Raw genomic sequence first — 14,191 nt, forward strand, 5'->3', positions numbered from 1 at the left:
TCCTCCCGCATCTACGAGCGGTTTCCCCGCTCTGTTTGTGGAAAAAATGACTCCCGCATCCGGCGATGTCAACGCGCCGCGCGCATGGCTCTCACGCGTTCCGCGCCATCAGCCCGCCATCGACCGGGATCACCGCGCCGGTGAGGAAGGACGCCGCCGGAAGGCACAGGCTCAGCGTCATATGCGCGACCTCTTCAGGGTCGCCGTAGCGGCCGAGTGCGGTGCGGCGCTTGGCGTAGATGGTCTTGTGCTCCTCCGGGATGCGGTCGGTGATTTTTGTGCGGATCGGTCCGGGGCAGATGCAGTTGACGGTGATGCCCTCGCGGCCGAGCTCCACCGCCAGCGAGCGGGTGAGGCTCACGACGCCGCCCTTCGCGGCCGAATACGGGCTGTGCAATGCGGTGGCGCCGAGCGCCTCGGTCGAGGCGATGTTGACGATGCGGGGACTCTTCGACTTGCGCAAGTGCGGCAGCGCGGCGCGGATGATGCGTGGGTGCGCCGTCAGCATCACGGCGATGCCCTTCGCCCAGGCGTCCTCAAAGCCCTCATCGTCGATCGCGACGCGCACGGAGATGCCGGCATTGTTGACGACGATGTCGAGGGCGCCGAAATGCGCGGCGACATCGCCGACCACACGTTTGATTTCGCCGCCGTCGGCGACGTCGAGCTTCCACGCCCTTGCCGCGCCTCCGCTTGCCGCAATCTCCCTGGCGACGTCCTGCGCGCCTTGCTCGTCGAAATCGGTGACGGCGACGTTCGCACCTTCGTTTCCGAACACGCGCGCTGTGGCGCGCCCCATGCCGCTGGCTGCGCCAGTGACGAGCACGGTGAGCCCCTTCACGGACCGGCTGAGCTCCCTGACGTCGGACATGCTGTTCCCTCGCGCCGAGCTGGTTCTTGTTGTGATTGACAAGGCTGGCATCGATCCGCAGACAGGTCAAACAAGCAGAAAACAAAAGGGGAGGCCGACAATGGCAAATGAGCTCGATTACTCAGGCAAGCAGGTGCTGGTGGTCGGCGGTTCCAGCGGCATCGGCAACGGCATCGCGCAGGCCTTTCGCGCCAAGGGCGCAGCTGTTGCCGTCTGCGGCACGCGTGCTCGCGCAACGGAATATTCAGCCGACGAAGGCTCCGATCTCGAAGGTCTTGCTTACGCGCAGCTCGATGTCGGCAATTCCGGTGCGATCGAAGCATTCAAGCCGTCGTTCGACCGTCTCGACATCCTGGTGCTCGCGCAGGGCGCGGTGATCTACCGCCGCGGCGAATTCGAGATGGCGGGCTTCCGCAAGGTCGTCGAGATCAATCTGATGAGCCTGATGGCCTGCGCGACGCGCTTTCATTCCATGTTGCGGGACGCGAAGGGCGCGCTGATCATCGTGTCCTCGACCGCGGCCTATCATTCCACCATGGGCAATCCCGCCTACAATGCCTCGAAGACCGGTGCGGTCGGATTGACGCGGACGCTGGGCGAGGCCTGGGCCGAGGACGGCATCCGCGTCAACGGCATCGCGCCAGGGCTCGTCGACACCAAGATGACGAAGGTGACGACCGACAATCCGAAGCGGCTCGAAGGCGCGCTCGCACGCATCCCGTTGCGGCGATTGGGTACGCCGGCCGACATGGCGGGCGCGGCGCTGTTCCTGGCCTCGCCGCTGTCGTCCTACATCATCGGCCAGACGCTGGTCGTCGATGGCGGCCTGATTCTATAGGAGAGCCTAAGGAACCGCGCTGCGTCTGATCGGTTACTTCGGCTGACCACCGAGGAGGATCATCATGGACACGGATCGGATTGTTGGATCGGCGAAGGAATATGCCGGACGCGCGGAAGGCGCGATCGGAGACATGGCAGGCGATGCCAAGACGCAGGCGTCGGGCAAGGCGCGGGAAGCCGCGGGCACGGTGCAGAATCTCTACGGCCAGGCCAAGGATGCCGTGCGCGACGCGACGGACACCGCCGCGGGCTATGCCAAGGACGCCTACGAGAACAGTGGTGAGACTTTCCGCGACGGCTCGAAGGCCATTGCGCAGAAGGTGCAGGACAATCCGCTCGGCGCGCTGCTGGTTGCCGGCGGCATCGGCTTCGCGCTGGCGCTGCTGATGTCGCGTCCCGCCCGCCGTCCGCCGTCACGCTGGCGCTATTACGGCTAGTTGCCGAAACGCCTGTCACGCGTGCCCCGGCTCAGCGATGCAGCGTGAGACGCTGCATCGCTGAGCCGGGGCCATCTTTTCTGAATGCCGCACGAATTGGGTCCCGACTCTGCGCCGCATCACCAGAAGGTGCAGCGTCGCGTCCGGGACACGAGATCTTACCTTACCGGAACATCTCGGCGGAACGGCCGACGTTAGCCGGCGGACGCGGGATCCCAGGATTGGGATTCGGATTGCGCGGCCCGGGCGGCGGCGCCATTTGGCGCGGCGGCGGGGGCTGCGGCGAGCCGAAGCCGAAGAAATCACGGAATGTGGGCGTTGCCTGGGCCGGCAGTTGCGGGGCGACCTGCGGCTTCTTCGGCGCGAGCTTTGGCGGTGCGATCGCGGCGGCCGCGCCCGATACGCCTTGAGCTGCCCCGCCGTCCGGCGTCGTTGCCGCCATCGGCGTATCGCCCTTGGCCTGCTCGCGGCCGACTTCCCGGCGCGGCCAGGCATAATCGTCGGCGCGGCCGGCCGGGGCTGCCAGCGGTTCACCCTTTACCATGGTCTTGGCGGCGAGCGCATCGACGGCGGCGGGACGCGTGCCCGGTCCGCCCAGCAATTGATCGGTCGAGATCGAGGCTGCAACCAGCGGCACGATCGGTCCGGCCAACGGCCGCGGCGCGGGCTTGCCCGGCTCGGCGCTGGTGTCGGGCGTCGCGGGCTCGCTCGGCAGCGCGATCGGGCCGGAGCGTCCGGCAAGCAGACGCGTGATCTCGCGCTCGACATAATGCGCGAGCTTGCGCGCGCCGGCCTTGGTGAAATAGATGCCGTCGGAGCTGCGGAGCTGGCGGATCTGGCCTTCGAAGTCCGGGCCCTTCTGCAGGAAGCGGCCGGCTTCGTCGACGAAGCCGTCCCATACGTCGACATAGGTGATGCCGGCCTTGGCCGCGCCCTCACGGTACAGCGAATCCAGGAACAGCGTGTCCGCGGTGCCCTTCGGTCCGCGGACCGCGGGCAGGCCGACCCAGAGCACCGGCACGCCCTTGGTTTTGAGGACGGCCGCGAGCTCCTCGATCTTCTTGCCGTAGAGCTCGACCCAGCGCTCGTCACGGAATTCGTAGAGGCCGTTCGGATTGCGCGCGGTCTTTTCCGGCGCGGCTGCCGGCGTGTCGGCATTGTCGGCGTCGTCCTGCGGCAGGTCGGCGTCGGCAGGCTTATCGTCCGGCTTGGCGGCGCTGTCGCCGGGCTTGGCGTCGCTGGGCTTGCCTTGCGGCTTTGCGCGCGCACCCTTGTCGTTCTTCTTATCTTTGTCCTTCTCCGCGGCCGGCTTGTCGGGTTTGTCGGCGGCCGGCTCGCGGATCGCGACGCGGTCGTTGAGGCCGAGCATGACGACGATCACGTCGGGCTTTTCGGTCTCGAGAATGCCCTTGGCCGCCGCGGCCCAGTCCGCGGGCTCGCCCTTGGGCTGGTACCTGATCAGGCCGGACGTGGTCTTGTGCTTGCGGATCACGCCCATGTCGGGCTGCTCGGCGTAGGCGTCTTCGAGGCCATAAGCGAGCCAGTCGGCCATGGCATCGCCGATCACCAGCACGTTCTTCTCAGGAATGGTGTCGCGCTTGGCCGGTGCCGGCGCGCGCGAAAAATCCTGGCGCGGCGCCTGCGGCGGCGGCTGGAAGGGTGCGAAGAAGTCGCCGCCGAACCATCCGCCACCTCCGCCGCCCCGTGGTGGCGGTGGTGGGGCCGAACGCTGCGGCGGACCGCCGAAGCCGGGGAAGTTGAAGAACTGCGCCGAAGCGGGTGCCGCCACCGACACCAGGATCGCAAGCGCCGTCCCCAGCGCGATCAACGGGCCGGTCTCGGTCAGCGCCTTGAACAGGGACTTCTTCGACATGCGATCTCGGGCACGTGCAATGGGGGATCGAAGTTAGCTCAATATAATAACGGAATCAGGCGCCAAACGGGCAAATTCCATCGCAGATTCTTGTCTATAGACCGGGGAACACCAGTCCCGGTCAAGGCTATCAGCCAAAATCCCCCTTCAAGGTTACGTCAGGCGCGATTTTACCGCCCGCGCAGCCGGTCCAGCACGTCGGAGGAGGCAAAGCCATCGGCGGGGACCCCGATCGAGGCCTGGAAGTTGCGCAGGGCCTCCCTGGTCATGCCGCCGAATTGGCCGTCCGGGGTGCCCTTGTAGTAGCCGCGCTGAGCCAGCAGCTGCTGCAGCTCCAGCCGTTCGGTGCGGGACAGCTCGCGCTCCTGCCGCGGCCAGGGCTGCACGAAAGGCTGTCCCCCGCGCAGGCGGTCGGCGAAATGGCCGATCGCCAGCGCATAGGCCTCGGCCGGGTTGTACTTCATGATGACGCGGTAATTCTGCAGCATCAAAAAGCCCGGTCCCTGCGCGCCGGCGGGTGCCAGCAGGTAGGCCTTGTCCGCAGGATGCGGGAAGGCCTGGTTGTTCGGACGCTTGAGCCCGAGCTTCTCCCATTGCGCGATCGGCATCGCCTTGGCGCGGTCGGCCAGCATGTAGTTGAAGCCTTGCGGCACCACGACCTCGTAGCCCCAGGTCTGGCCGGGCTGCCAGCCGTCCTTCTTCAGATTGTTGGCGGTCGACGCGATCAGGTCGGTCGGATTGTCGACGACGTCGCGCCGGCCGTCGCCGTCGCCGTCCACCGCGAAGCGCTTGAACGCGGTCGGCATGAACTGGGTCGGGCCGAAGGCGCCGGCCCAGGAGCCGCGCAGCTGCTCCGGACGCAAATCGCCGCGGTTGAGGATCTCCAGCGCGGAGAGGAATTCGTCCTTGAAATAGGCTTGGCGGCGGCCGATGCAGGCGAGCGTCGCAGTCGATTGCAGCACGCTGCGATCGCCGATCTGCGTCGAGTAATTGGACTCGATGCCCCAGATCGAGGCGATGATGTAGCGGTCGACGCCGGTGGCTTTCTCAGTCGCGTCGAACTGCGCCTTGTATTTGGCGAGGACCTCGCGGCCCTTGGCGAGGCGGTTGTCGTTCACCAGAATGTCGAGATAGGCCCAGATCGACTTGGTGAATTCCGGCTGCGAATCCATGAGGTCCATGATGCGCAGGTCGGGCGACAGTCCGGCGGTGAAGCGCTGAAAGTTCTCCTGCGTGACGCCGCGCCGTGCGGCATCGGGCCACATCGCAGCGACGCAATTGTTGAAATTGCCGGCAGCCTCGCGGATCGCGGCGGCCGTCATCAAGGGATGGCCGGAGGCGCCGTCCTCGCCGCTCCACGGCAATGGACCCGTCGGCGCGCCGCTCGGGCCCGGCGAGGGCTGCGCCGGTGCCGGGTTCGATCCGGAGAAGATGCCGCCGAACAGGTTGGACAGGCCGTTCTGCGCCTGGGCGTGTGCGCCGGCCGGCAGCAGCAAAGCGGCCGCAACGACTGCGCCGCCAGCCCGTCTCGCCAGTCCTGCCATTGATTGCATCATGTTCCACCCGTCGGCCTGAAAAACCCGCCACAGGAGGCCTGGTTAGCGTTGCCAATAGCTTAACAAAGGTGAAATTTTGGTGGCGGCCTTTTTCTTAACTCCGTCGGGGCGAGGCCCCACATCCGCCTTTGTTGGCGGCTGCAAACAGGCTAGCAAGGATGCCATTGCTCCCGTCCCATGTGCCCCAAGGTATTCGATCGATCCCATGAAGATTCGCAAAGCCGTATTCCCCGTCGCCGGCCTCGGCACCCGCGTTCTGCCTGCCACCAAGGCGATGCCGAAGGAAATGCTGACCATCGTCGACAAGCCGCTGATCCAATACGTCTATGACGAGGCGAAGGAAGCCGGCATCGAGCACTTCGTCTTCGTCACCGGCCGCAACAAGGCTGTCATCGAGGATCACTTCGACCGGATGTTCGAGCTCGACACGACGCTGGCCGCGCGCGGCAAGAAAGCGGAGCAGGACATCCTGGCGCAGAACCAGCCCGAGGCCGGCGCGGTCAGCTTCACCCGCCAGCAGGCGCCGCTCGGCCTCGGCCACGCGGTCTGGTGCGCGCGCGACATCGTCGGCAACGAGCCGTTCGCCGTGGTGCTGCCGGACGAGCTCGTGCTCAACACGCCCGGCTGCCTGAAGCAGATGATCGAAATGGCGTCCTCGCTCGGCGAGAAATCCAATCTGATCGCGGTCGAGGCGGTGCCCGATCACCTGACCCATCAATACGGCATCTGCGGCGTCGGCAAGCGCAACGGCAAGATGTTCGAGGTCGACGGCATGGTCGAGAAGCCGGCCAAGGGCACCGCGCCCTCCAACCTTTCGATCACCGGCCGCTACATCCTGCAGCCGGAGATCTTCAAGATCCTGGAGACCCAGGAGCGCGGCGCCGGCGGCGAGATCCAGCTCACCGACGCCATGATCGGGCTTGCCAAGACGCAGAAATTCTACGGCGTCGAGTTCGAGGGCGAGCGCCATGATTGCGGCTCCAAGCCCGGCTTCCTGCGCGCCAACATCGCCTATGGCTTGAAGCGGCCAGAATTGCGCGACGGCCTGGTCGCGGAGATGAAGAAGTATCTGGGGCAGTAGCTCCCGCCGTCATCGCGAGCCAACGGATCCGCGCGAAGCGCGGCCCAGAAGGGAGCCTCACGCCACCAGCGACAGCTGCGGCAGGCTCGCCACCACCGACTGGTTGCGCCCGCCGGCTTTGGCGGCGTAGAGCGCCTTGTCGGCGGCGGCAACCAGTAGCGGCCAGTCCATGCCGGCGGCCGGGACGAGGCTCGCGATGCCGCAGGACACCGTCGACATCGCCTGATCGTCGGACCAGCCCTGCACCTTGAGGCGGATCATCTCCGCCACCTTGTGGGCCTCAGTGGCCGAGGTGTTCGGCAGCAGCACGGCGAATTCCTCGCCGCCGTAGCGCGCCGCGCAATCGCCGGCGCGGCTCACCGAATCGGAAATGCAGATGGCGATGCCGACCAGCACCTGGTCGCCGGCCTGATGGCCGAACGTGTCGTTGTAAGCCTTGAAGTGATCGGTATCGATCATGAGCAGCGCGATCGGCGCCTTCTGGCGCATGGCGCGCCGCCATTCGACGTCGATGACGGAATCGAATTTGCGGCGGTTTTTCAAGCCCGTGAGCGCGTCGGTCGTCGCCAACTCCTCGAGCTTGCGCTCGGCCTCGGCGCGCCGGCCGATCTCGCGCGCGAGCACGAGGGTCGATCCCAGCACGAACAGGATGAGCGCCAGCACCACGGTGCCGATGCGGAGCGCCTCCCTTTGCCAGAGCGCGAACACCGCGGCCAAAGGCTTGCCGGCGACCACGAACAGCGGACCATTGTTCTTGCTGCGGACATAGAGCCGCGGCGTCGCATCGACCGGGCCCTGTCCCGAATAGGCGGCGCCGACCCTGAGATTGTCGGCCTTCCAGTTCTGACGGTCGTTCAGGTTCGTGCCGATGATGTCGAGATCGAACGGCCGCCGCATGATGATGGTGCGGTCGCGCTTGAGCACGGTGATGGTGTCCTCAGGGTCGAGGGTGAGCCGATCGAACAGCTCGTGGAAATAGCTGAAGCGGATCGAGCCGGCGACGACGCCCATGAAGCCGCCGTCAGCGTCACTGATGCGCCGGCTCAGCACGATCGAGTAGGCGCCGCGAAACAGCATGGGACGGCTGATGAACAGGCCTGCGCCGGGACTGTCCCGGTGAGCCCTGAAATAATCCTCCTCACTGCGGTCCTCGGGCAGGGGATCGAGCGTGGAGGCATCGATGGTCAGCCGGCCCTCGGCGTCGAACACCTGGATGGCGCCGAAATGTTTGGCGGTGGTCGCGTGGTCGAACAGGATCAGGTGACGGATCGTCTTTGAGACCGTCGCCAGCTCGGGCAGCAGCATGTTGCTGGCCACCGCCTTCAGCGACAAATCGTAGATCTCGACGTTGCGGCTGACGTCGGACTCGATCGTGGTCGCGAGGTTCTCCAGCGTCTGGCGGGCGAGTGCCTCCTCGCCGCGGCGCATGTCGAGCATGACGTTGACGCAAATGGCGGAAAAACCGATCACCGTCACCACGGACGAGATGATCAGCAGCTTCGCCGAAATCCGCCACGGCCGGCGGGCCGCAACGTCGCGCCATCCAGAGAACATTTTTCGCTCCTGTCCATAGTGGATGCGCCCGAAAGCTTGCGTAGTGTTTAAGCCGCGACGGCGCTGCCGCAATGAGTTAAGAATCGGTTTATGCGGCTGACGGTTTTGAGCAGCCTGACTTCGCCCCGGACGAGAGGACGAGTGTGAACGACTACGACGCGTTGCGCGATTATCTGCTGCGGCAGAAGCAGGAGGAGCTTGTGCTGAGCTTTGAGCAGATCGAGGAGATCATCGGCGCGGCGCTGCCGCGCGCGGCCCAGCGTGCCTCATGGTGGGACAGCCTTCGCAGCCCCGACATCCAGATGCCGCAACGCGAAGCCTGCCTCGCCGCCGGCTTCGTGGCGACACGCATGCCGGACGGCCAGAGCGTCCGGTTCAGGAAGCAGAAGGGTGAGCGGCGGCGCTAGTGCGTGACTTCCCTTCTCCCCTTGCGGGAGAAGGTGGCGCGAAGCGCCGGATGAGGGGTATGTCTCCGCGCATTCAGATGGATTTGGACGTGGGGAGAGATACCCCTCACCCCCGCTCGCTTGCGAGCGGACCCTCTCCCGCAAGGGGAGAGGGGAAGATCAGCTCGCAGCTTCCAGCCGCACTTCCGTGAGCAGCCGCATCGCCGCGTCCGCGTCCATCGGCTCGCCGAAGGCAAAACCTTGCGCGTATTCGCAGCCCATCTGGTAGAGCTCGACGGCGTCCGAATCGGTCTCGGCGCCTTCGGCGACGACGTCCATGCCGAGGTCATGCGCGAGCGCGATGATCGACTTCAGGATCACGGGGCGGGTGCCGCGGCTGGTGGTGCGCACGAACGACTGATCGATCTTGATAGTGTCGAACGGGAAGCGCTGCAGATAGGCCAGCGAGGAGTGGCCTGTGCCGAAATCGTCGAGCGACAGCCCGGTGCCGAGCTCGCGGATCCGGGTCAGCATCTGGGCTGCGTGCTCCGGATTCTCCATCACCAGCGATTCCGTCAATTCCAGCTTCAGCGTGCCGCGCGCCACCGAGGAGCGCGACAGCACGGTACGGACATCGTGGATCAAATCGTGGCGCAGCAGCTGCCGCGAGGATACGTTGACGGAAGCGAAGATCGGCTCGCGCGAGCGCATCGCCCGCTGCCACACCGAAAGCTGCTTGGCGGTCTGGTCGAGCACGAACATGCCGAGGTCGACGATCAACCCAGTCTCTTCGGCGATGGTGATGAACTCGGAGGGCGCCATGCGCCCGAGCTTCGGGTGGTCCCAGCGCGCCAGGGCCTCGAAACCGGCGATCGAGCGATCCTCCAGCCGCACGATCGGCTGGTACAGGATCGTGATCTCCTGCCGCTCGATGGCGCGGCGCAATTCGCTCTCCAAGGTCAGGCGATCGGTCTTGCGCGCCCGCATCGCCGGCTTGTAGACGTCGATGCGGTCGCCGCCGATCCGCTTGGAGTGATACATCGCCAGCTCGGCGTCCTTGATGATCTCGTCCGTGAGCTGGGTTTGCGGATCGGAGAGCGCGAGACCGATCGACGCGGTGAGGAAGATCTCGCGGTCGTTGAAGGCGATCGGCGCGCGGATGGTCTTGCGGATGGTCTCGGCGAAAGCGGTGATGCGGGCCGGATCCTGCTCCGACAGCAGGATCAGGCCGAACTGGTCGCCGGCCATCCGGGCCAGCGTGTCCTGCGGCTTCAGGATGCGGGTGAGACGGCGCGCCAGCGTGAGCAGGATGGAATCGCCGACCGCGATCCCGACGGAATCGTTGACCTGCTTGAAGCGGTCGAGGTCGATCACCATCAGCGTCGGCCGCAGCGTCGGCATGGTCTTGGCGAAATGCGCGACCGCGCCCAGCCGGTCCATGAACAGTTTTCGGTTGGGCAGGCCGGTGAGATTGTCATGCACGGAATCGTGCAGCAGGCGCTCCTCGGCGTTGCGCAGCTCGGTGACGTCGGTCAGCGTGCCCACCACGCGCGAGACCTCGCCGTCCGAGCCGACCACCGGGCGCGCCTTGAGCGCGAACCACATGAAATGACCGTCCGGCGTGCGCAGACGGAAATCCTGCACGAGGCGGCCGCGGCGCTGGTCGAGCACGCTGTCGAGCGCGGCGCGGAAACGGTCCTGGTCGAGCGGATGCAGCACCTCTAGCCAGGACGCCGCCGGGCCTTCCAGCGTGCCGCGCTTCAGCCCGAGCAGGGCTTCGGTCTCGGGACTGGTGAACACCTTGTCGGCGGATACGTCCCAGTCCCAGATCAGGTCGCCGGAGCCGGCCAGCGCCAAAGCGCGCCGCTCGATGTCGGAGACGACGCCCGTGCTGGCGCCGCCGCCGGCAAAGGCGTGCTGCATCACCGTAAAGCCGATCAGCATCACGATCAGCACGAGGCCGCCGAGCAGGGCCGGGCCGACGATGTCGTTGGTGACCGAGCCCGCCACCGTCATGCCGGCCGCGACCACCCAGACCACGAGGAGGAACCAGGTCGGGATCAAGAGCACGGCGCGGTCGAAGCCGTGGGTGGAGAGATAGACGATCAGCGCGAAGCCGGCGAAGGCGATCAGCACCAGCGAGATGCGGGCGATGCCGGAGGCCACCGCCGGGTCGAACAGCGCGAGCGCCACCAGCGAGCCGAGGAACGCGAGCCAGCCGACCGTGATGTGCGAATAGCGCACGTGCCAGCGGCTGAGATTGAGATAGGCGAACAGGAACACCAGGAGTGTCGCCGCCAGGATCGCTTCGCCCGCCGCGCGCCAGATGCGCTCGGCGTTGTTCGACATGTCGAGCACCTTGCCCCAGAAGCCGAAATCGACGCCGATGTAGACCAGCACCGCCCAGGCCAGCGCCGCCGCGGCCGGGAACATGATGCTGCCCTTCACCACGAACAGGATGGTCAGCACCAAGGCAAGCAAGCCGGAGATGCCGATCACGATGCCCTGGTACAGCGTGAAGGAGTTGACCTTGTCCTTGTAGGCTTCCGGCTCCCACAGATAGAGCTGCGGCAGCTTGTCGGTGCGCAGCTCCGCAACGAAGGTGACGACGGCGCCGGGGTCGAGCGTGATGCGGAACACGTCCGCGGTGGCGCTTTCCTGCCGTTCCGGGCGGTCGCCGATCGAGGGCGTGATGGTCGCGATGCGCGACAGGCCGAGGTCGGGCCACAGCAATCCCGAGGAGACGATGCGGTAATGCGGAGCGACGATCAGGCGGTCGAGCTGGTCGTCGGTGTTGTTGGCGAGCGCGAACACCACCCAGTTCTGTCCGCCCTCGCGGGCGCGCACCTCGATGCGGCGGACGATGCCGTCGGTGCCGGGTGCGGTGGAGACCTGGATACGATCGGCATCGCTGCGCTGATGCTCGAGCACGCCGGTGAGGTCGATCGCGGGCGCGTCGCTACGGACGCTGACGGCGTCGAGCGCGCGCGCGGGATACGCGGCGACAAGAATCATGAGGCCCAGCGCGATGGGCGCGAGGCACCTGATCAGACGCAAGGTCAGTTCTCCGCGTTCGACGCAAACTCGTCAGTGCAAGGCAAATCTAGAAGGCGATTTCTGACCGGACCGATGCGGTTCGGTGCGTCGCGATAGATGCCACGAAAGCGAGGAAAATCAAAGGGTTTCCGGCTTGCCCTGTCGGCCAGCGGCCTAGGCCTCCAACACAATTTTGCCAATATGTGCGCTCGTTTCCATGCGCCGGTGGGCGTCTGCCGCCTTTTCCAGCGGGAAAGTGCTGTCCATCACCGGCTTGACGCGGCCTTCGCGCAAAAGCGGCATCACTTTCTGCTCGATAGCAGCCACCATCGCCGCCTTGTCCGCATTACTACGGGGGCGCAAGGTCGAGCCGGTATGGGTCAGGCGCTTGACCATCACCTTGGCGATGTTGACGCTGACCTTGGGGCCGTTGAGGGTCGCGATCTGGACGATGCGGCCGTCGACCGCGGCGGCATCATAGTTGCGGTCGACATAGTCGCCGGCGACCATGTCGAGGATCAGGTTGATGCCAACGTTGTTGGTCTCCGCCTTCACCACGGCCACGAAGTCTTCGGTCTTGTAGTTGATGGCGCGGTCGGCCCCCAGTTTGAGGCAGGCGTCGATCTTGTCCTGCGATCCCACGGTGACGAACACTTTCGCACCGAAGGCTTTGGCAAGCTGAATGGCCATAGTGCCGATGCCGGACGAGCCGCCATGGATCAGCAGTGTCTCGCCGGCCTTGAGGCCGCCGCGTTCGAACACATTGTGCCAGACCGTCATCAGGGTTTCCGGCAGCGCGCCGGCTTCCTTCATCGACAGCGCCGGCGGCACTTTCATCGCCTGGGCGTCCTGGGCGATGCAGTACTGCGCATAGCCGCCGCCGGCGACCAGCGACATCACCTTGTCGCCGACCTTGTGCCGCTTGGCGTTGCTGCCGACCGCGACGACTTCGCCCGATATCTCGAGGCCGGGCAGGTCGCTGGCGCCGGGCGGCGGCGGATAGGCGCCGGAGCGCTGCGCCACATCGGGCCGGTTGACGCCGGCAGCCATCACCTTGACCAGGATCTCGTCGGGACCGGGCTGCGGAACACTGCGTTGCTCCGGCACCAGCACCTCCGGCCCGCCGGGCTTGGAGATGGCGACCACGGTCATTTGCGCGGGCAGCTTGTCCATGATGTGTCCTTGAGCAAAAGTGCGGGAGGAAACGAGGCCCTTGCTTAGCCAGCGCGGTGCAGGCTGGCAACCGCCTTAGGCCATGTGGTCCGACCCGCGGACGGAGAGGAGCAACGACGATGCCGATCGAAGACGACGACCGCCCGCGCAAGAAGATCAGTCATGAAATTGGACAGGACCTCTCACTTTTGTCAGTGGAGGAACTGACCGAGCGCGTGGCGCTGCTCAAGACCGAGATCGCAAGACTGGAAGAAGCCGCCACCAAAAAGCGCGCCTCGCGCGATGCGGCGAACAGTATTTTCAAGTCTTAGTGGTCGCCACACAGCGACTGTCGTCCCGGACGCGTGGGCCGAACTTTCCCCGCCTCGTCATTCCGGGCTCGCGACTTCGTCGCGCCCCGGAATGACGACGGAGAGTCTGTTCCCGCAGCACACTCGGCCACTGGCTCACATGACTAATGAACTCTGAAAAAATTAGCTCGTTTACTTCAGATTAAGCTTTCGGGTTTATGACTGGAACTGTCCTCGTTTGGACACCGAGTGGCTCCTGTCCACTCTGTTTGACGCCTCCCTGTTATCAACTTTCAAAGCCGCCGGTCTCCGGCGGCTCTTTTTTGCGTTCACTGCCCGGTTTGCACCTCTCATCCCGGTTGCATTCGAAAGGATTGACCCGCGGAAACCATATCCGCGCTTGTCACTGGACTCCGCGTCCCGCCCGCGCAATGATTTGTTCATCATAAGCCGGCGGCAAAGCCGGGCAGTCAAACAGTTGCGTAAGAGGCGTTAACCATGGAACGTTTGCAGGCCGACGGCGCGCTCGTTCAGCTCAGTGAGCGATTCACCAATTCTGCGGCGTTCGGCAATTTGTTCCGTGAGGGCATGGACCTCGTCGAGGAGACCGCCGCCTATCTCGACGGCGCCGGCCGCGTCGAGGCCAAGGCGCTCGACCGCGCCGTCAGCCTCACCTATGCGACCGAGAGCATGCGCCTCACCACGCGCCTGATGCAGCTCGCCTCCTGGCTGCTGCTGCACCGCGCGGTCAAGGAAGGCGAGATGACGCTAAGCCAGGCCAATCGCGAGAAGACCAAGGTCAAGCTCACCGCCGCCGATCCCGGTCCCGCCGACACCATCGAGAAGCTGCCCGCGCAGCTTCAGGACCTGATCCATCGCTCGATGAGCCTGCAGACCCGCGTCCGCCGCCTCGACAGCACGATCCACACCCCGCCGGCCGAGCAGGCCACGATCGGCAACCCGCTGGTGCCGCACCTCAACGCGCTGAAGGCCGCGTTCGAGCGGTAGGGTCTATCAACAATCGTAATTCCGGGACGCGCCTCTTGGCGCGGGCCCGGAATCCATACTCCCGATCGAGGTTATGGATTCTCAGA

12 protein-coding genes are annotated in these 14,191 nt (G+C 65.6%); 6 read left to right on the top strand and 6 right to left on the bottom strand.

The features are described 5' to 3' along the window. Positions 1–91: 91 nt before the first annotated feature. Positions 92–871, bottom strand: coding sequence for an SDR family NAD(P)-dependent oxidoreductase (locus XF30_RS08890; RefSeq protein ID WP_035998245.1), 780 nt, complete (start codon positions 869–871; stop codon positions 92–94). 100 nt (positions 872–971) lie between these two features. Between XF30_RS08890 and XF30_RS08895 the strand changes: the two genes are divergently transcribed. Both XF30_RS08895 and XF30_RS08900 read left to right on the top strand, forming a co-directional pair. Beyond that, positions 972–1,709, top strand: a complete 738-nt coding sequence (locus XF30_RS08895; protein ID WP_036021684.1) for an SDR family NAD(P)-dependent oxidoreductase — start codon at positions 972–974, stop codon at positions 1,707–1,709. 64 nt (positions 1,710–1,773) lie between these two features. Next, on the top strand, positions 1,774–2,148 hold the full coding sequence (locus XF30_RS08900; RefSeq protein WP_035998251.1) for a CsbD family protein: 375 nt from the start codon (positions 1,774–1,776) through the stop codon (positions 2,146–2,148). A 163-nt stretch (positions 2,149–2,311) separates the two neighbouring features. Here the strand turns inward: XF30_RS08900 and XF30_RS08905 are convergent, their stop codons facing one another. Continuing rightward, positions 2,312–4,021, bottom strand: a complete 1,710-nt coding sequence (locus XF30_RS08905) for an SGNH/GDSL hydrolase family protein (RefSeq protein WP_109142448.1) — start codon at positions 4,019–4,021, stop codon at positions 2,312–2,314. 170 nt (positions 4,022–4,191) lie between these two features. Beyond that, a complete protein-coding gene (locus tag XF30_RS08910; RefSeq protein ID WP_109145627.1) occupies positions 4,192–5,574 on the bottom strand; it encodes a lytic murein transglycosylase in 1,383 nt (460 codons plus the stop codon). Positions 5,575–5,782: 208 nt separating this feature from the next. On the opposite strand from XF30_RS08910, the gene XF30_RS08915 reads away from it, so the two are divergent. Then, positions 5,783–6,658 (top strand): UTP--glucose-1-phosphate uridylyltransferase, encoded by an 876-nt coding sequence (locus XF30_RS08915; RefSeq protein WP_109142449.1) that lies wholly within the window; start codon positions 5,783–5,785, stop codon positions 6,656–6,658. Between the two features lie 57 nt (positions 6,659–6,715). On the opposite strand, the gene XF30_RS08920 is transcribed toward XF30_RS08915, so the two are convergent. Next, complete coding sequence (locus XF30_RS08920; protein ID WP_109142450.1) at positions 6,716–8,212, bottom strand: sensor domain-containing diguanylate cyclase; 1,497 nt, start codon at positions 8,210–8,212, stop codon at positions 6,716–6,718. A gap of 143 nt (positions 8,213–8,355) precedes the next feature. On the opposite strand from XF30_RS08920, the gene XF30_RS08925 reads away from it, so the two are divergent. Next, entirely contained in the window at positions 8,356–8,619 is a 264-nt protein-coding gene (locus XF30_RS08925; RefSeq protein WP_035998268.1) for a DUF7662 domain-containing protein, read from the top strand. A 159-nt stretch (positions 8,620–8,778) separates the two neighbouring features. On the opposite strand, the gene XF30_RS08930 is transcribed toward XF30_RS08925, so the two are convergent. Together XF30_RS08930 and XF30_RS08935 are read right to left on the bottom strand one after the other, a co-directional pair. Next, positions 8,779–11,655 carry an EAL domain-containing protein gene (locus XF30_RS08930; protein ID WP_035998272.1) on the bottom strand — a complete coding sequence of 959 codons (2,877 nt, stop codon included), beginning with the start codon at positions 11,653–11,655 and terminating at the stop codon, positions 8,779–8,781. 153 nt (positions 11,656–11,808) lie between these two features. Next, a complete protein-coding gene (locus XF30_RS08935; RefSeq protein ID WP_109142451.1) occupies positions 11,809–12,807 on the bottom strand; it encodes an NAD(P)H-quinone oxidoreductase in 999 nt (332 codons plus the stop codon). 119 nt (positions 12,808–12,926) lie between these two features. Between XF30_RS08935 and XF30_RS08940 the strand changes: the two genes are divergently transcribed. Together XF30_RS08940 and rcdA are read left to right on the top strand one after the other, a co-directional pair. Beyond that, complete coding sequence (locus XF30_RS08940; RefSeq protein ID WP_036021698.1) at positions 12,927–13,118, top strand: DUF1192 domain-containing protein; 192 nt, start codon at positions 12,927–12,929, stop codon at positions 13,116–13,118. Between the two features lie 477 nt (positions 13,119–13,595). Next, on the top strand, positions 13,596–14,105 hold the full coding sequence (gene rcdA, locus XF30_RS08950; RefSeq protein WP_035998279.1) for a protease adaptor protein RcdA: 510 nt from the start codon (positions 13,596–13,598) through the stop codon (positions 14,103–14,105). Positions 14,106–14,191: the final 86 nt, after the last annotated feature.

Origin of the sequence: Bradyrhizobium sp. SUTN9-2 (assembly GCF_003122645.1) — a bacterium.
Classification (GTDB): domain Bacteria; phylum Pseudomonadota; class Alphaproteobacteria; order Rhizobiales; family Xanthobacteraceae; genus Bradyrhizobium; species Bradyrhizobium yuanmingense.